Annotated in this window: 14 protein-coding genes; all 14 read right to left on the bottom strand. The window is 70.4% G+C overall.

Translation table 11 applies throughout. The features are described 5' to 3' along the window. Window positions 1-297: 297 nt before the first annotated feature. Entirely contained in the window at window positions 298-1,449 is a 1,152-nt protein-coding gene (locus tag ACZ4NT_RS17940) for a DivIVA domain-containing protein (protein ID WP_121403531.1), read from the bottom strand. A gap of 52 nt (window positions 1,450-1,501) precedes the next feature. After that, a complete protein-coding gene (locus tag ACZ4NT_RS17935; RefSeq protein ID WP_121403530.1) occupies window positions 1,502-1,792 on the bottom strand; it encodes a YggT family protein in 291 nt (96 codons plus the stop codon). A 49-nt stretch (window positions 1,793-1,841) separates the two neighbouring features. Continuing rightward, window positions 1,842-2,483, bottom strand: a complete 642-nt coding sequence (locus ACZ4NT_RS17930; RefSeq protein ID WP_467726224.1) for a cell division protein SepF — start codon at window positions 2,481-2,483, stop codon at window positions 1,842-1,844. A 130-nt stretch (window positions 2,484-2,613) separates the two neighbouring features. Further along, window positions 2,614-3,333 carry a YggS family pyridoxal phosphate-dependent enzyme gene (locus tag ACZ4NT_RS17925; RefSeq protein ID WP_121403528.1) on the bottom strand — a complete coding sequence of 240 codons (720 nt, stop codon included), beginning with the start codon at window positions 3,331-3,333 and terminating at the stop codon, window positions 2,614-2,616. A 6-nt stretch (window positions 3,334-3,339) separates the two neighbouring features. After that, window positions 3,340-4,047 carry a peptidoglycan editing factor PgeF gene (gene pgeF, locus ACZ4NT_RS17920; RefSeq protein WP_467726361.1) on the bottom strand — a complete coding sequence of 236 codons (708 nt, stop codon included), beginning with the start codon at window positions 4,045-4,047 and terminating at the stop codon, window positions 3,340-3,342. A 26-nt stretch (window positions 4,048-4,073) separates the two neighbouring features. Then, window positions 4,074-5,267 carry a cell division protein FtsZ gene (gene ftsZ / locus ACZ4NT_RS17915; protein WP_121403527.1) on the bottom strand — a complete coding sequence of 398 codons (1,194 nt, stop codon included), beginning with the start codon at window positions 5,265-5,267 and terminating at the stop codon, window positions 4,074-4,076. A 275-nt stretch (window positions 5,268-5,542) separates the two neighbouring features. After that, on the bottom strand, window positions 5,543-6,337 hold the full coding sequence (locus ACZ4NT_RS17910) for a cell division protein FtsQ/DivIB (RefSeq protein ID WP_467726221.1): 795 nt from the start codon (window positions 6,335-6,337) through the stop codon (window positions 5,543-5,545). Between the two features lie 16 nt (window positions 6,338-6,353). After that, complete coding sequence (murG, locus tag ACZ4NT_RS17905; protein ID WP_121403525.1) at window positions 6,354-7,448, bottom strand: undecaprenyldiphospho-muramoylpentapeptide beta-N-acetylglucosaminyltransferase; 1,095 nt, start codon at window positions 7,446-7,448, stop codon at window positions 6,354-6,356. Window positions 7,449-7,454: 6 nt separating this feature from the next. Next, window positions 7,455-8,807 carry a putative lipid II flippase FtsW gene (ftsW, locus tag ACZ4NT_RS17900; RefSeq protein ID WP_121403524.1) on the bottom strand — a complete coding sequence of 451 codons (1,353 nt, stop codon included), beginning with the start codon at window positions 8,805-8,807 and terminating at the stop codon, window positions 7,455-7,457. 67 nt (window positions 8,808-8,874) lie between these two features. Continuing rightward, window positions 8,875-10,293 carry a UDP-N-acetylmuramoyl-L-alanine--D-glutamate ligase gene (gene murD, locus ACZ4NT_RS17895; protein WP_467726218.1) on the bottom strand — a complete coding sequence of 473 codons (1,419 nt, stop codon included), beginning with the start codon at window positions 10,291-10,293 and terminating at the stop codon, window positions 8,875-8,877. After that, window positions 10,275-11,348, bottom strand: coding sequence for a phospho-N-acetylmuramoyl-pentapeptide-transferase (gene mraY / locus ACZ4NT_RS17890; protein ID WP_121403522.1), 1,074 nt, complete (start codon window positions 11,346-11,348; stop codon window positions 10,275-10,277). Before mraY ends, murD begins: the two co-directional genes overlap by 19 nt. After that, window positions 11,345-12,751, bottom strand: coding sequence for a UDP-N-acetylmuramoyl-tripeptide--D-alanyl-D-alanine ligase (locus ACZ4NT_RS17885; RefSeq protein WP_467726215.1), 1,407 nt, complete (start codon window positions 12,749-12,751; stop codon window positions 11,345-11,347). Before ACZ4NT_RS17885 ends, mraY begins: the two co-directional genes overlap by 4 nt. 4 nt (window positions 12,752-12,755) lie before the next feature. Continuing rightward, complete coding sequence (locus tag ACZ4NT_RS17880) at window positions 12,756-14,276, bottom strand: UDP-N-acetylmuramoyl-L-alanyl-D-glutamate--2,6-diaminopimelate ligase (protein WP_121403520.1); 1,521 nt, start codon at window positions 14,274-14,276, stop codon at window positions 12,756-12,758. A gap of 199 nt (window positions 14,277-14,475) precedes the next feature. Then, complete coding sequence (locus ACZ4NT_RS17875) at window positions 14,476-16,428, bottom strand: peptidoglycan D,D-transpeptidase FtsI family protein (protein ID WP_467726212.1); 1,953 nt, start codon at window positions 16,426-16,428, stop codon at window positions 14,476-14,478.

Here is a 16,428-nt window from a genome sequence, read left to right as displayed (position 1 = left end):
GCCCGTCCGGCGTTCGAGGACGAGCGCGCAAGCGCGAAGGGGGTCCGGGGGCGCAGCCCCCGGGAACGGGACGGGAAGGGGCGGAGGGGGCGGAGGGGGCGAGAACCCCTGACGCCCACCCCCGCCCCGGACACGCGAAAGGCCCGGGTCCACCGAATCCACGGTGGCCCCGGGCCTTCGCCGTCCCCACGGCACGAACACCCCACGCCCCCACAGGCACGCCAAAAGGGCGGGGCCCCCGGATTCCCGGGGGCCCCGCCCTTGACGCTGCCGACGCCTAAGGCGTACTCGAGGCCGTCAGTTGTCGTCCTCGTCGATCAGGAAGCCACGCATCGGCGAGGGAGCCTGCTGCATCGGCGACGGCCCCTGGGGCCGCACCGGCGCCATCGGCTGCGTCATCGCCGGCGACATCTGCTGCTGACCGCCGTAGGACGGACCGGCCTGGGACGGGTTGCCGCCCATGCCCTGGTTGCCGCCGTAGCCCGGGGCGCTCGCACCGGCCGGCGCCATGGAGGGCGCGGAGGACGACGGCAGCGAAGCGGCGGCCGGACTGCGCGGCGGAGCCAGCGAGTCGTCGGCCTGGGTCTCCAGCTGACGCAGCTGCGACTCCAGGTAGGACTTCAGGCGCGTACGGTACTCGCGCTCGAAGCCGCGCAGGTCCTCGACCTTCCGCTCCAGCGTGGCGCGGGCGGACTCCAGGGAGCCCATCGCGACGCGGTGCTTCTCCTGCGCGTCCCGCTCCAGCGCGTCGGCCTTGGCACGGGCGTCGCGCTCCAGACCCTCGGCGCGGCTGCGGGCCTCACCGACGATCTTGTTGGCCTCGGAACGGGCCTCGGCGATCGCCTGGTCGGCGGTCTGCTGGGCCAGCGAGAGGACACGGGCGGCGCTGTCGCCGCCGGGGCCCTGACCGGGCTGCGGCATCTGCGGACCGTGACCGCCCATGGGACCGCCCATCGGGCCGCCCATGTGCTGCTGCATCTGTCCCTGCATCTGACCGGGACCCTGGCCCATCGGACCCTGGCCCATCGGGCCGGGACCCTGCGGACCGCCCTGGCCGCTGGGGCCTGCGGGCAGCTGCGGCGCACCGCTCGGCAGCTGGGGCGGGCCACCCATGGGGCCACCCATCTGCTGCTGCGGCGGGCCCGATATGCCGGCGGGCACGGGAGCACCCGGACCGCGCATGCCCTGCGGCGGCCCCTGCTGCTGGTGCTGCTGGTGCTGCTGATCCTGCTGCTCGGGCGGCTTGCGCATGCCCTGCTGCTGGTTCTGCGCAGCCGCGCGCGTGGCCGCCGCCAGTTTGGCGCGCAGGTCCTCGTTCTCGCGGAGCAACCGCGTCAGTTCGGCTTCGACCTCGTCGAGGAAGGCATCGACCTCGTCCTCGTCATAGCCTTCTCGGAGGCGGACGGTCGTGAACTGCTTGTTCCGCACGTCCTCGGGGGTCAACGGCATCTCTTCACCTCAACGTAGTCATCGGCAGTCGGCAAGACCGTATCGTCCACAGTCACCTCGCGAGATTGCCCACGAGAGTGATCAAGATGTAGACGATGATCATCAGTACGAAGAAGGACAGGTCAAGTGCCACGCCCCCGAGACGCAGTGGCGGGATGAACCGCCTCAGCAGCTTGAGCGGTGGATCGGTGACAGTGTAGGTGGCCTCCAGAACGACCACCATCGCCTTGCCGGGTTGCCATGAGCGGGCGAACTGGAAGACGTAGTCCATGACCAGCCGGAAGATCAGCACGATGAGGAAACACATCAGCGCGACGTAGAGAATCTCCAAAACCACGCCCATGATCCGTGCGTCCCTCTCCCCTGTTCCGTGCCATGTCCGGTCCTGCGTCTCAGCTCTGGTTGAAGAACCCGCCCTCTGCGATGCGGGCCTTGTCCTCCGCCGTGACATCGACGTTAGCAGGCGACAACAGGAACACCTTCTGCGTCACCCGCTCGATGCTGCCGTGAAGACCAAACACCAAACCGGCCGCAAAGTCGACAAGTCGCTTCGCGTCTGTGTCATCCATCTCAGTCAGATTCATGATCACCGGGGTGCCCTCGCGGAAGTGTTCCCCGATGGTACGGGCCTCGTTGTAGGTCCGCGGGTGCAGCGTGGTGATCCGGTAGGGCTCCCGCTCGGACACGACCTTGGGCATGATCACCGGTGCGTTCTTCTCCATGCTCTGACGTTCTTGTGTGATGGACGCCACGGGGGCGATTCGCGCCGGACGCCCGGATTCCGCGGGAAGCGAAGCGGAATGGGGTACTGGGTCGCGCTGAACCGGCGGCTGCACCACTCGCACCGGTTCGTCCCTTTGGGGCTGATGTGCCTGGTGCGACTGGTGAGACGGCTCGTGCCGCCTGCGGTCCCGCTCGGGCTCCGGGTCGAGCTCGGGCTCGAAGTCGTCGTCGGGGTCGAATCCCCTGCCGTCGTACCCATCGTCCTCCACGAGGCCGAGGTAGACCGCCATCTTGCGCATCGCGCCGGCCATGCTCTGAGTCCTCCGCTCTGTGGTGGATCGGCTGACGACTTGCCAAGTGCCCGCGATCCACGAGGTCGTTTTGCCCGCCGATCGGCGGTAATGACCATATTTTCTGCTGTGGTCCGACTTCTTGGCGACGTTACCCGAGCCCGGGGCGGACGCCGAGTACCGCAGTGCCGACGCGTACATGTGTCGCTCCGGCTGCGACGGCCTGTTCGAGATCCGCACTCATCCCTGCCGAGACCATGTTCGCAGCCGGATGAGCGCTGCGCAGGGCAGTCGACAAATCCATCAGCCGGTCGAATGCCGCCCGTTGGCGCCCCGCGTACGGCCCGGTGAGCGGGGCGACGGTCATCAGCCCGTCCAGCCGGAGCCCGGGAGCGTTCGCGACGAGGTCCCCCAACTCCTCGATGCCACCGGCTCCCACGCCACCGCGCTCGCCCCGGCCGCTCTCCTCGGCGTCGAGCGCGACCTGGAGGAGGCAGCCCAGCTCCCGCCCCGCCCGGACCGCCTCCTTCGACAGAGCTGTGACGAGCTTGGGACGATCGACGGACTGCACGACATCGGCATAACCGACAACGGAACGGACCTTGTTGGTCTGCAACTGACCGACGAAGTGCCACAAGAGGGGCAGATCCGCGCACTCCGCGGCCTTGGGCGCCGCGTCCTGGTCCCGGTTCTCGGCGACGTGCCGGACACCGAGTTCCGACAGGATCCGCACGTCGCTCGCGGGGTAGGTCTTGGTGACCACGATCAGGGTCACCTCTTCGCGCTTGCGCCCCGCGGCCGTGCACGCCGCGGTGATGCGCTCTTCCACTTCCGCCAGATTTCCGGCGAGTTGATCCTTACGGTCCGTCATGTCCCATCAGTCCAACCAGACATAGCTCGCGAGCCGCCCGGTCGTGCGGTCCCGTCGGTACGAGAAGTGGTCGTGCGACTCGATCGTGCACACCGGCGACATCTCCCGGTCCCGCACCCCGAGCCGCTCAAGCTGCGCGTGCACACCCGCGGTCACGTCGACCGCCGGGGTGCCCCAGCTCGTCTCGGCGTACGCGGCGGGCTCGATCGCGGCGACGTCGGCACGCATGGCGTCCGGCACTTCGTAGCACCGCCCGCACACCGCGGGCCCGGTGCGGGCCACGATCCGGGCGGGGTCGGCGCCCCGCTCCACCATCGCCGCGACGACGGCCGGGACGACCCCGGCGACCATGCCGGGCCGTCCGGCGTGCGCGGCGCCGGCGACCCCGGCGACGGGGTCGGCGAGCAGCACCGGAGTGCAGTCCGCGGTGAGCACGGCGAGGGCGAGGCCGCGGCGTGCAGTGACGAGCGCGTCGACCTCGGGGACGGGCCGGTCCCCCCACGGCTCGTCCACCACCGCCACGTCCGCTTTGTGCACCTGGTTCATCCAGACGACCCGGGCGGGGTCGAGCCCGAGGGACTTGGCGGCCAGTTCGCGGTTGGTCCGTACGGCGTCGGGGTCGTCGCCGACCGCGCCGCCGAGGTTGAGCTCCTCGTACGGAACGGCGCTCACTCCGCCCCACCGGTCGGTGAAGGCGAAGTGCGCGCCGCTCAGTGTGCTCGTTTCGGAGCGCGGTCCTATCACTTCAGGAAGTCCGGCACGTCCAGCTCTTCGGCCGCGCTGTCCGAGTAGGAGCGGGACGGCGGGACCGGCGGGGAGACGGGCAGTTCGCCCGCGGGCTCCGGAGCCGGCTCCACCGGCGCCTCCTTCGGCGTGACGCTGCCGAGCGAGCCGAAGGTCGGGCGGCTGTCGGAGGTCCGTACCGGGGTGGGCTCCTCACGCTTGGCCGAGGAGGACCCGAGCACGGTGTCCCGCTTGGACGGCGGCTGACCGCCGTCGAAGCCGGCGGCGATGACGGTGACCCGCACCTCGTCGCCGAGCGCGTCGTCGATGACCGCGCCGAAGATGATGTTCGCCTCGGGGTGTGCCGCCTCGCTCACCAGCTGGGCGGCCTCGTTGATCTCGAACAGGCCGAGGTCGGAGCCGCCGGAGATGGAGAGCAGGACGCCGCGGGCGCCGTCGATGGAGGCCTCGAGGAGCGGCGAGGAGATCGCCATCTCCGCCGCCGCCACCGCGCGGTCGTCGCCGCGGGCCGAGCCGATGCCCATGAGGGCCGAACCCGCCTCGGACATCACGGACTTGACGTCGGCGAAGTCGAGGTTGATCAGACCGGGGGTGGTGATGAGGTCGGTGATGCCCTGGACACCCGACAGCAGGACCTGGTCCGCCGACTTGAACGCGTCGAGGACCGAGACCTGGCGGTCCGAGATGGACAGCAGCCGGTCGTTGGGGATGACGATGAGGGTGTCGACCTCTTCGCGGAGTTCCGCGATGCCGTCCTCGGCCTGGTTGGCGCGGCGCCGTCCTTCGAAGGTGAAGGGGCGCGTGACCACGCCGATGGTGAGGGCGCCGAGCGAGCGGGCGATGTTGGCGACGACAGGTGCGCCGCCGGTGCCGGTGCCGCCGCCTTCGCCGGCGGTGACGAAGACCATGTCGGCCCCCTTGAGGACCTCCTCGATCTCCTCGCGGTGGTCCTCGGCCGCCTTGCGGCCGACGGCCGGGTTGGCTCCTGCGCCGAGTCCGCGGGTGAGTTCACGGCCCACGTCGAGTTTGACGTCGGCGTCGCTCATCAACAGAGCTTGCGCGTCGGTGTTGATGGCGATGAACTCGACGCCCTTGAGACCGACCTCGATCATCCGGTTGATGGCATTGACACCACCGCCGCCGACACCGATGACTTTGATGACTGCGAGGTAGTTCTGCGGTGCTGCCACGTCGAAGGCCTCTCGCCTCGAGTTACGTGTCGCCGCCTCGCTGTCTCGCGATCCGACGACTGATGCCGAATGGGACGGTCCGAACGCCGACCCGAACCCTAACGCTGAAGTTTAGGGTTACCAGTGTGTCTGTTCCTTGGACTCTTCCGAACAGGACACTAAGTCGACAAGTGGCGCACGTTCAACGAACACGCCGAACCTCCCGTTTTTCTTTTCACCCTATGTGATCAGGCGTAGCGCTGCCCAACCAGGGTGCTGGCCTGCGCGGATGTGCGTCAACTCCCCGCTGACGCAGGGGCGGTGGGCACGCTCACGTCGAAGTCCCGGGCCTTGGGAGCTGCTTTCATGAGAGCGGTGAGCGTACGCGCCTTCGCGCGGCCCTTCTCGCCACTCCCCCAGGTGACGGTGCGGCCGCCGCTCAACTCCAGCGAGATGGAGTCGTACGAACGGACCTTGACGGTCCGGGTGTCGCGGGCGACCGCGGCCGGAATGTCGCCGGCCACCCGCACGGCCTCGCGCACCAGCCGGCCGGTGCCGAAGCGGCGCAGTCCGGCGGAGTGGGAGACGGTCAATTCCAGTGCGGGAACCCCCTTCGGGGGGCGTGAAACCGTGGCGAATCGCACGCCCTTCGCGTCCACTTCGACATACTTGCCCCCTTTTTCGGGGCTTTTGACAATCAGGACCGCAGTGCGCTCGGTCACTTTCAGGCCGATTCCCCGGGGCCAGGAGCGAACGACGTCGACCGAGTCGATTCGGGGCAATTTCCGCCGCAGTCGGGCCTCGATGGCGCCGGTGTCGACCGAGACGAGGGGCGAACCGACCGGCACATCGGCCGCCTCGCGCACCTGTTGCTCGGTCAGGACCCGCATCCCGGAGACGGACACCTTCTCGACGCGGAGCCAGTGGGAGCCGTAGAGAACCCAGACGGAGGCGGCCCCGGTCAACACCAGGGCGAGCAAAAGGATGATGAACGTACGAGGGCGGGGCAGCCGCCCGATGCGGGGCGGCCGGGGCGGGCCGGACTCGGTCTTCTGCCGTTCGCCGCGTTCGGCGGTCGTCGGTCCGGCCACGCTCCCCTGCCTTCTGTCACGCGCGGTGGCGCGACGCAATCGCCTCGTACACCATGCCGACGAGCAGATCGTCGGCGTCCCGGCGGCCGAACTCGCTGGCGGCACGGGACATCTCGAACAGCCGGTGCGGGTCGGCCAGCACGGGCAGCACGTTCGCCTGGATCCACTCGGGCGTCAGTTCCGCGTCGTCGACCAGCAGTCCGCCGCCCGCCTTGACCACCGGCTGGGCGTTGAGCCGCTGTTCGCCGTTGCCGATGGGCAGCGGGACGTAGGCGGCCGGGAGCCCGACGGCGGAGAGTTCGGCGACGGTCATCGCCCCCGCGCGGCAGAGCATCATGTCGGCCGCCGCGTACGCGAGGTCCATCCGGTCCACGTACGGTACCGGGATGTACGGGGGCATCCCCGGCATCTGGTGGACCTGCGGCAGTTCGTTCTTGGGCCCGACCGCGTGCAGGATCTGGATGCCGGCCTGCTGGAGGTACGGAGCGACCTGCTGGACGACCTCGTTGAGGCGCCGGGCGCCCTGCGAGCCACCGGAGACGAGCAGGGTGGGCAGGGCGGGGTCGAGGCCGAAGGCGGCCCGGGCCTCGGGGCGCACGGCGGCGCGGTCCAGCGTGGCGATGGAACGGCGCAGCGGGATGCCGATGTAGCGGGCGCCGCGCAGCTTGCTGTCCGGCGTCGAGACGGCGACCTGGGCGGCATAACGGGAGCCGATCTTGTTGGCCAGGCCCGGGCGGGCGTTGGCCTCGTGGATGACGATCGGCACCCCGAGGCGCTTGGCGGCGAGGTAGCCGGGGAGCGCGACGTAGCCGCCGAACCCGACGACGGCGTCCGCCTTGGTGCGTTCCAGGATCTGCTCGGCGGCCTTGATCGTGCCGCGCAGCCGCCCGGGGACGGTGATCAGCTCGGGCGTGGGCTTGCGTGGCAGCGGCACGGCGGGGATCAGCGCGAGATCGTAGCCCCGCTCGGGCACCAGTCGGGTCTCAAGTCCGCGCTCCGTGCCCAGGGCCGTGATTCCCACGGTCGGGTCCTGCCTGCGCAGGGCGTCCGCGAGGGCGAGCGCGGGCTCGATGTGGCCGGCGGTCCCCCCGCCGGCGAGTACGACATGCACCGAAATTCACCGCTCTCCGGACGAACGCGCCGAGGCGCGCCGTCGCATCGTGTTCCATCTGCGAGGCTCTGAAGAGCCTCTGACCGCAGCACGCTTTCTACCAAAGCGGGGTTGCCGCATGGCAAGCGCAGCCCGCGCAGCGGGCTCGTCGCGTGCGAAGGCGATCAGCAGCCCGATGGCGAACATGGTCGGCAGCAGGGCGGAACCCCCGTAGGAGAACAGCGGGAGCGGGACTCCGGCGATCGGCAGCAGGCCGAGCACCGCACCGATGTTGATCACGGCCTGCGCCGTGATCCAGGTGGTCACGCCTCCCGCGGCATACCTGACGAAGGGGTCCTCCGTGCGTCCGGCCACGCGGATACCCGCATAGCCTAGAGCCGCGAAGAGGGCGAGTACCGACAGCGTCCCTGACAGGCCCAGTTCCTCCCCGGTGATGGCGAAGATGAAGTCGGTGTGCGCTTCGGGCAGTTGACCCCATTTCTCCACACTCGCACCGAGGCCCGAACCGAACAGCCCGCCGGACGCGAGGGCGTAGATGCCGTGCACGGCCTGCCAGCACTGGTCGTTCGGGCCCGGATCCGTCGCGCCGATGCAGGCGAGCCGTGACATGCGGTTGGGGCTGGTCTTGATGAGGACGACCCCGATGGTCGCCGCGACGGCCAGAACGCCCGCGAAGAGCCGTGTGGGGGCACCGGCGAGCCACAGCAGGCCGAACAGGATCGCGGTGAGGATGATCGCCGTCCCCATGTCGCCGCCGAGCATGATCAGCCCGAGCAGCATGAAGGCCACCGGTACGAGCGGCACCAGCATGTGCTTCCACTGGGTCAGCAGCCGCCGGTCCTCCTTGCGGGCCAGCAGGTCGGCGCCCCACAGCACGAGGGCGAGCTTGCCGAACTCGCTGGGCTGCAACTGGAAGGGCCCGCCGATGGAGATCCAGTTCTGGTTGCCGTTGACCGCCATCCCTATCCCCGGCACCTGCACCAGGACCATCAGGAAGACGGAACCGGCCAGTATCGGGTAGGCCAGCGCCCGGTGCAGCTTGACGGGCATCCGCGACGCGACCAGCAGCAGCACGGTGCCGATCGCGGCCGCCAGGAACTGCTTGCGGAAGAAGTACGACCCCGGCAGGGACAGCTGGAGCGCCTTGATCATGGAGGCCGAGTAGACCATCACCAGACCGAGCACGGTGATCAGCAGACTGCTGCCGAAGATCAGGTAGTACGCGGTGAGCGGCCGGTCCCAGGCGCGGCGGGCGCGTACGACGAAGCCGCGCAGCGGGTTCTCGCCCGGGGAGCGCGGGGCCGCGGGGCGCCGGGGGGCCCGCTGCACGGGGGGTCGGCCGGTACGGCTACTGGGCATCGGCGTCTCCGGACCACAACGGTGTCACGCGTCCGTCCCTCCCAAGGTCGCCCGGCAGGCGGCCGGGTCAGGCGCCGAGTTCGCGAACCGCCTCCGCGAACGCGTCACCGCGCTTGTTGTAGTTGGCGAACATGTCCATCGAGGCACAGGCCGGGGCCAGCAGTACCGTGTCCCCGGGCTCGGCGAGCCGTTTCGCCTCCTGGACAGCCGCGAGCATCGCCCCAGTGTCCGTCCGGTCCAGGTCGACGACCGGTACTTCCGGCGCGTGTCGCGCCAGCGCTTCCCGGATGAGGGCGCGGTCGGCGCCGATGAGGACGGCGCCCCGGAGCCGCTTCGCCGACTTGGCGACCAGCTCGTCGAAGGTGGCTCCCTTGGCGAGTCCGCCCGCGATCCACACGATCGACTCGTAGGAGGCCAACGAGGCTTCCGTCGCATGGGTGTTGGTGGCCTTGGAGTCGTCGACGTAGGCGACACCGTCCACGTCGGCGACGTGCGCGATGCGGTGGGCGTCCGGCCGGAAGGCCCGCAGCCCGTCGCGCACGGCCGCCGCGGGCACCCCGTAGGCACGCGCGAGGGCCGCCGCCGCAAGGGCGTTGGCGATGTTGTGCGGGGCCGGCGGGTCGACGTCGGAGACCTGTGCCAGTTCCTGGGCGTTCTTCTGCCGGTCCTCGACGAAGGCGCGGTCGACCAGGATGCCTTCCACGACGCCGAGTTGGGACGGCCCCGGGGTGCCGAGCGTGAACCCGACGGCGCGGCAGCCCTCCTCGACGTCCGCCTCGCGCACCAGGTCCTCGGTGGCCGGGTCGGCCACGTTGTACACGCAGGCGACGCGATTGCCTTCGTAGATACGGCCCTTGTCGGCGGCGTACGCCTCCATGGAGCCGTGCCAGTCGAGGTGGTCGGGGGCCAGGTTGAGGACGGCGGCGGAGTGGGCGCGCAGCGAGGGCGCCCAGTGCAGCTGGTAGCTGGAGAGTTCGACGGCGAGCACGTCGTACGGCTCGTCGCCGAGGACCGCGTCCAGCAGCGAGACCCCGATGTTGCCGACGGCGGCGGTCCGCAGCCCGGCCGCCCGGAGGATCTCGGCGAGCATCTGCACGGTCGTGGTCTTGCCGTTGGTGCCGGTGACCGCGAGCCAGGGCGCCGCGTCCGGGCCGCGCAGGCGCCAGGCCAGCTCGACGTCGCCCCACACCGGGACGCCCGCCTCGGCGGCCGCCGCGAACAGCGGCTTGCCGGGCTTCCAGCCGGGCGCGGTGACGACGAGTTCGGTGCCGTCGGGCAGGGTGTCCCCGTCGCCGAGGCGCACGGTCACGCCCAGCGCCCGCAGCTCCGCGGCCTGGGCCCGGGACCGCTCGTCGTCGCCGTCGTTGACGACCGTGACGACGGCTCCGAGGCCGTGCAGGACGCGGGCCGCCGGGATGCCGGAGACGCCGAGCCCGGCGACGGTGACGTTCTTCCCCTGCCAGTCGGTCACTTCTTGGCTGCCCATCCCGCGTAGAAGAGGCCGAGGCCGACGATCACGCACATGCCCTGGATGATCCAGAAGCGGACCACCACCAGGACCTCGGACCAGCCCTTGAGTTCGAAGTGGTGCTGGAGTGGCGCCATGCGGAAGACCCGCTTGCCGGTGAGGCGGAAGGAGCCGACCTGGATGACCACCGACATGGTGATGAGGACGAACAGGCCGCCGAGCAGCGCCAGCAGGAACTCCGTGCGGGAGCAGATGGCGAGGCCGGCGAGGGCGCCGCCGAGGGCGAGGGAGCCGGTGTCGCCCATGAAGATCTTGGCGGGCGAGGTGTTCCACCACAGGAAGCCGAAGCAGGCGCCCATCAGGGCGGCGGCCACCACGGCGAGGTCGAGTGGATCGCGCACCTCGTAGCAGGCGCCCGGGTTGGTGAGGGTCTGCGCGTTGGCGCAGGACTCCTGGAACTGCCAGACGCCGATGAAGGTGTAGGCGCCGAAGACCATGACGGAGGCGCCGGTGGCTAGGCCGTCCAGACCGTCCGTCAGGTTCACGCCGTTCGACATCGCGAGAATCATGAACAGGGCCCAGACCACGAACAGCACCGGTCCGATGGACCAGCCGAAGTCCTGCACGAAGGAGAGCTTCGTGGAGGCCGGGGTGTTGTTGCGGTTGTCCGCGAACTGGAGCGAGAGCACCGCGAAGGAGACGCCGACGATCAGCTGTCCGGCCATCTTGGCCTTGGCCCGCAGACCGAGCGACCGCCGCTTGACGATCTTGATGTAGTCGTCCAGGAAGCCGACCAGGCCCATGCCCGCCATCAGCCCGAGCACCAGCAGACCGGAGAAGGTCGGTGTGTATCCCGTGATCACCTTGGACAGGAAGTACGCGATGATCGTCGCCAGGATGAAGGCGATACCACCCATGGTCGGCGTACCGCGCTTGCTGTGGTGCTCGCGCGGGCCGTCGTCGCGGATGTACTGGCCGTAGCCCTTGCGGGCCAGGAGCTTGATCAGCAGCGGAGTGCCGACCAGGGTCAGGAAAAGGCCAATGACTCCCGCGAACAGGATCTGCTTCATCATCGGGCGGAAACCTCACCCTCGGCACCGGGCTCGAGCAGCGCCAGCGCCACCCGTTCCAGCCCGACCGACCGGGACGCCTTCACGAGTACGACGTCCCCTGGGCGCAGCTCGCTGCGCAACAGGTCGACAGCCGCCTGTGCGTCGGACACGTGCACCGACTCCTCACCCCACGAACCCTCGTTATATGCGCCCAGTTGGAGCCAGGACGCTTCCCTGCCCCCGACCGCGACGAGCTTGCTGACGTTGAGCCGGACGGCGAGCCGTCCGACCGCGTCGTGCTCGGCGAGCGCCTCGTCCCCGAGCTCGGCCATCTGACCGAGCACCGCCCAGGTCCGCCGCCCCTTGCCCATCGCCACGAGCGCGCGCAGGGCGGCTCGCATGGACTCGGGGTTCGCGTTGTAGGCGTCGTTGACGACCGTCACGCCGTCCGGGCGCTCGGTGACCTCCATCCGCCAGCGGGAGAGGGAGCCCGCCTCGGAGAGCGCACGGGCGATCTCGTCTGCGGACATGCCCAGCTCATGGGCGACGGCGGCCGCGGCGAGCGCGTTCGACACGTGGTGCTCACCGTACAGGCGCATGGTCACATCGCTGCACCCGGAGGGTGTGCGAAGGCTGAAGGCGGGCTGTCCGCCCTCCGTGAGGTGGACGTTCTCGGCACGTACGTCCGCTTCGTCGGACTCTCCGAAGAGGATCACGCGGGCTTTCGTCCGGGACGCCATGGCGCGGACGAGGGGATCGTCGGCGTTCAGGATCGCGGCGCCGTCCTCGGGCAGGCTCTCCACCAACTCGCCCTTGGCCTGGGCGATCTGCTCCCGGCCGCCGAACTCGCCGATGTGGGCGGTCCCGACGTTCAGGACGAGACCGACCTTCGGCGGGGTCAGGCCGGTGAGGTAGCGGATGTGGCCGATCCCGCGGGCGCCCATCTCCAGTACCAGGAAACGGGTTTCCTCGGTGGCGCTGAGGGCGGTCAGCGGCAGCCCGATCTCGTTGTTGAACGAGCCGGGCGTGAAGATGGTCGGCGCCTTGCTCCGGAGCACCTGGGCGATGAGGTCCTTGGTGCTGGTCTTGCCCGCGGAGCCGGTGAGCGCCACCAGGGTCGCGCCGAGCCGTTCCACGACGTGGCGTGCGAGGGCGCCGAGGGCCGCCTGGACGTCCTCCACGACGATCGCGGGCACCCCGACGGGCCGGGAGGCCAGTACGGCGACCGCACCGGCGTCCACGACCGCCCGCGCGTAGTCGTGGCCGTCCACGCGCTCGCCGACGAAGGCGACGAAGAGGCTGCCGGACTCCACTTCACGGGAGTCCCTGACGACGGGTCCGGTGACCTGTACCGCCGGATCCGGTATGTCGTACGTCTGCCCGCCGACGACTGCTGCGATCTCGGCGAGAGAGAGGGCGATCACAAGTTCATCCCTGGGTCTTCTGGATAGCTTCGCGAAGCACCTGGCGGTCGTCGAAGGGACGGACCACTCCGGCGATGTCCTGGCCCTGCTCGTGGCCCTTGCCGGCGACCAGCACGGTGTCCCCGGGCCGGGCACGGGCGACGGCGGCGGCGATGGCGGCGGCCCGGTCCTCGAAGACCGCGACCTCTCCGCGCTGGTGCGCCGGCACCTCGGCGGCGCCCGCGAGCATCGTGGCGAGGATCGCCAGCGGGTCCTCGGAGCGGGGGTTGTCGGAGGTGAGCACGGCGGTGTCGGCCAGCCGGGCCGCGGCGGCGCCCATCGGCATCCGCTTGGTCTTGTCGCGGTCGCCGCCGCAGCCGAGCACGATGTGCAGGCTGCCTTCGGTGACCTTGCGCAGCGCGCGCAGGACCGACTCGACGGCGTCCGTCTTGTGGGCGTAGTCGACGACCGCGAGATACGGCTGGCCCTCGTCCACGCGCTCCAGGCGGCCGGGCACGCCCGGCACCGCGGCGACACCGTCGGCGGCGCGCTGCGGGTCGATCCCGGCGACGGCGAGGGAGACGATCGCGGCGAGCGTGTTCGCCACGTTGAAGGGGCCGGCCAGCGGCGACCTCGCCGTGATCCGCTCCCCCTCGGGGCCGGTCACGACGAACGTCGAGTCGAGGGGGCCGATTTCGACGTCCTCGGCCCGCCAGTCGGCGTCGGGGTGGCCCTCGGCGGAGAAGGTGACGACGGGGACGGTGGCCTCCTTGATCAGGCGGCGCCCGTACTCGTCGTCGAAGTTGACCACTCCGAGCCTGCTGCGCTCGGGCGTGAACAGCTGCGCCTTCGCCTGGAAGTAGTCCTCCATGCCGGAGTGGAACTCCATGTGCTCCGGGCTGAGGTTGTTGAAGACGGCGATGTCGAAGACGCAGCCGTCGACCCGGCCGAGGACCAGCGCGTGACTGGACACCTCCATGGCGACCGCCTCGACACCGCGCTCGCGCATGACCGCGAACAGGGCCTGGAGGTCGGTGGCCTCGGGGGTCGTGCGCTCCGACTTGATGCGCTCGTCGCCGATGCGCATCTCGACCGTGCCGATCAGCCCGGTGGAGCGGACGGTCTTCAGGCCGCCCTCGACGAGATACGCCGTGGTGGTCTTGCCCGAGGTGCCGGTGATGCCGATCTGCAGCAGGTCGCGGCCGGGGTGGCCGTAGATCGTGGCCGCCAGCTCGCCCATCCGGCGGCGCGGCTCGTCGACGACGAGCACCGGCAGACCGGTGGCGGCGGCGCGCTCGGCGCCCGTCGGGTCGGTCAGCACGGCGGCGGCACCGAGACCGGCCGCCTGCGTCACGAAGTCGGCACCGTGCATCCGGGCGCCGGGCAGTGCGGCGTACAGGTCCCCCGGGCGCACGGCACGGGAGTCGTGGGTGATGCCGGTGATGTCCGCGGCCGGAGCCGGGACGGTGACGCCGAGCTGATCGGCGAGCTCCGCGAGGGGTGTGGCGGAGTTCCGAACCGGTCGCGGCGGCCCCGGATATGTCACAGGAACGCCCTTCTGAGGGGTTTGGGACTGATCAGCGTGTGGCACGGCGGTGAGCGTACCGGGCGCACCCCCGCCGGAGCGAAGCGAGGGGCGCGGCGGGCCATGGTTCCCGTGGTCGGGAGTGATCGTTGTCACGAGCTGGTTCCTGGTCGGTGTGCCGGGTGGAGCGGGACGTCCGGTCGGGGCGGGGAGCCGTTGGTCAGGGCGTGAAGGCGACGGGCAGCCTGGCGGGCCCGGCACCGGTGGGCGGGACCTGGAGCGTCTTCAGGGCGAACTCCATGACCTGCTTGTAGATGGGCCCGCAGATCTGGCCGCCGAAGTAGCTGCCCCTGGTCGCGTTCTGGATGGCGCAGTAGACGGTGATCCGCGGCTTGTCCGCGGGTGCGAACCCGGCGAACGACGAGGTGTAGCCGTGGTACTTGCCGGTGGCCGGATCCACGCGGTTGGCCGTACCGGTCTTGCCCGCCACCCGGTAGCCCGGGATGCGCGCCTTGGTGCCGGTGCCCTCCTCGTCGTCCACCACGGACTCCAGCATCCGGGCGAGCGACGTCGCCGTCTTCTCGCTCACGACCCTTGTCTTCTTGGGCTTCGGAGCGGGCGTGAAGCGCCCGTCGGGCCCCTTGGCACCGCGTACGAGCGTCGGTTCGACCCGGACGCCGCCGTTGGCGATCGTCGAGTAGACGGAGGCCGCCTGCATCGCGTTGATCGACACACCCTGGCCGAAAGGGATCGTGTACTGCTGCGAGGTGGACCACTTGTCGGCGGGCGCGAGGATGCCCTTCGTCTCCCCGGGGAAGTCGAGTCCCGTGGGGCGTCCGATGCCGAACTTGCGCAGGTAGGAGTAGAGGACCCGGTTGGCCTGCTTCTGCGTCTTGCCGAGCTGGCCGGTGGCCAGGATGGTGCCGATGTTGCTGGACTTGGCGAGGACGCCGTTGAGAGTGAGGTTCCAGGTCGGGTGGTCGATGTCGTCCTGGAAGAGCCGGTCGCCGCGGTGCAGCCGGTTCGGCACGACCACGTGCGTCGCCGGGGTGGCGACGTTCTCCTCCAGTACGGCGGCCATCGACATGACCTTGGCGGTGGAGCCGGGCTCGTACGCGTCCTGGAGGGCCGCGTTGCCGAGCGCCGCCGAGCTGGCCTGCGAGAGGTCGTTCGGGTCGAAGCCGGGCGAGTTGGCCATGGCCAGGATCTCCCCGGTCCGGGTGTCCTGCACCATCACGTAACCGCGGTCCGCCCCGGACTTCTTCACCTGCTCGGAGATGGCGTTCTGCGCCGCCCACTGGATGTCCCGGTCGATGGTCAGCTCCACGTCGGAACCGGCCACGGCGGGCGTCTCGGTGGACCCCGCGGTCGGCACCTGGCGCCCGCCGGACTGCGCGTAGCGGATCTTGCCGTCCTTGCCGGAGAGCTCCTCGTTCAGCTGCTGCTCCACTCCGCCGCCGCCCTTGCCGTCGGCGTTGACCCAGCCCAGTATCCCGGCGGCGAGTTCGCCGTTCGGGTACACGCGCTTGCTGGCGGGGACCGCGAGGACGCCGGCCAGGACGTTGACCGTGCTCTCGTCGGTCTCCGCCTTCGCCGCCAGCGTGGTCTTCAGATCCTTGATCTGCTTCCAGACCTGCGGCGTCCGGCGGTGCGCCAGCAGCGTGTAGCGCGTGTTCCTGGTCCGGAGCTTTTTGGCCACGGTGTCCATGTCCTGGCCCAGGATCGGGGCGAGGAGCGCCGCGGCCTGCTCCGGCGCGTCCGTCGTCCTGGCGGTCTCGGGCGTGAACATGGTGGGGTCGGCGGTGATGTCGTACGCGTCCACGCTGGTCGCGAGTTCCACACCGTTGCGGTCGGTGATGCCGCCGCGCTCGGCGGCCAGCGTGCGTCCGACGTACCGGTTCTGCTCGGCCTTCGCGGCGTACGCGCTCGCGTCCACGGCCTGCACCTGCAGCAGCCGCACGACGAAGGCGATCATCACCAGGGTCAGCGCCAGGCTGACCATGCGCAGACGGGGGCGCGGGCTGCCGAGCCGGATGACGCGCGGGCCGCCGGGCCCTGTGGCGCCCGGCCGGCGCACGGGGCGGGCACCGGGGCCCGGACGCCGCCGGTCTGCGGGACGTGCGGGCCGGGCCGGTCCTGGCACGCGGCGGCGCGGCGGTTCCCTGTCGGACAC

The organism is Streptomyces sp. NPDC026417 (assembly GCF_055567695.1).
The sequence above is the reverse complement of the archived record's forward strand: the minus strand, read 5'-3'. Positions and strand labels throughout refer to the sequence as shown.

Coding starts and splice junctions, on each gene's coding strand:
- ACZ4NT_RS17935 (WP_121403530.1), bottom strand. CDS start 1,792: ATGGGCGTGGTTTTGGAGATTCTCTACGTCGCGCTGATGTGTTTCCTC.
- mraY (WP_121403522.1), bottom strand. CDS start 11,348: ATGATGAAGCAGATCCTGTTCGCGGGAGTCATTGGCCTTTTCCTGACC.
- murD (WP_467726218.1), bottom strand. CDS start 10,293: ATGGGCAGCCAAGAAGTGACCGACTGGCAGGGGAAGAACGTCACCGTC.
- ACZ4NT_RS17925 (WP_121403528.1), bottom strand. CDS start 3,333: ATGACGGACCGTAAGGATCAACTCGCCGGAAATCTGGCGGAAGTGGAA.
- ftsW (WP_121403524.1), bottom strand. CDS start 8,807: ATGCCCAGTAGCCGTACCGGCCGACCCCCCGTGCAGCGGGCCCCCCGG.
- ACZ4NT_RS17940 (WP_121403531.1), bottom strand. CDS start 1,449: ATGCCGTTGACCCCCGAGGACGTGCGGAACAAGCAGTTCACGACCGTC.
- ACZ4NT_RS17930 (WP_467726224.1), bottom strand. CDS start 2,483: ATGGCCGGCGCGATGCGCAAGATGGCGGTCTACCTCGGCCTCGTGGAG.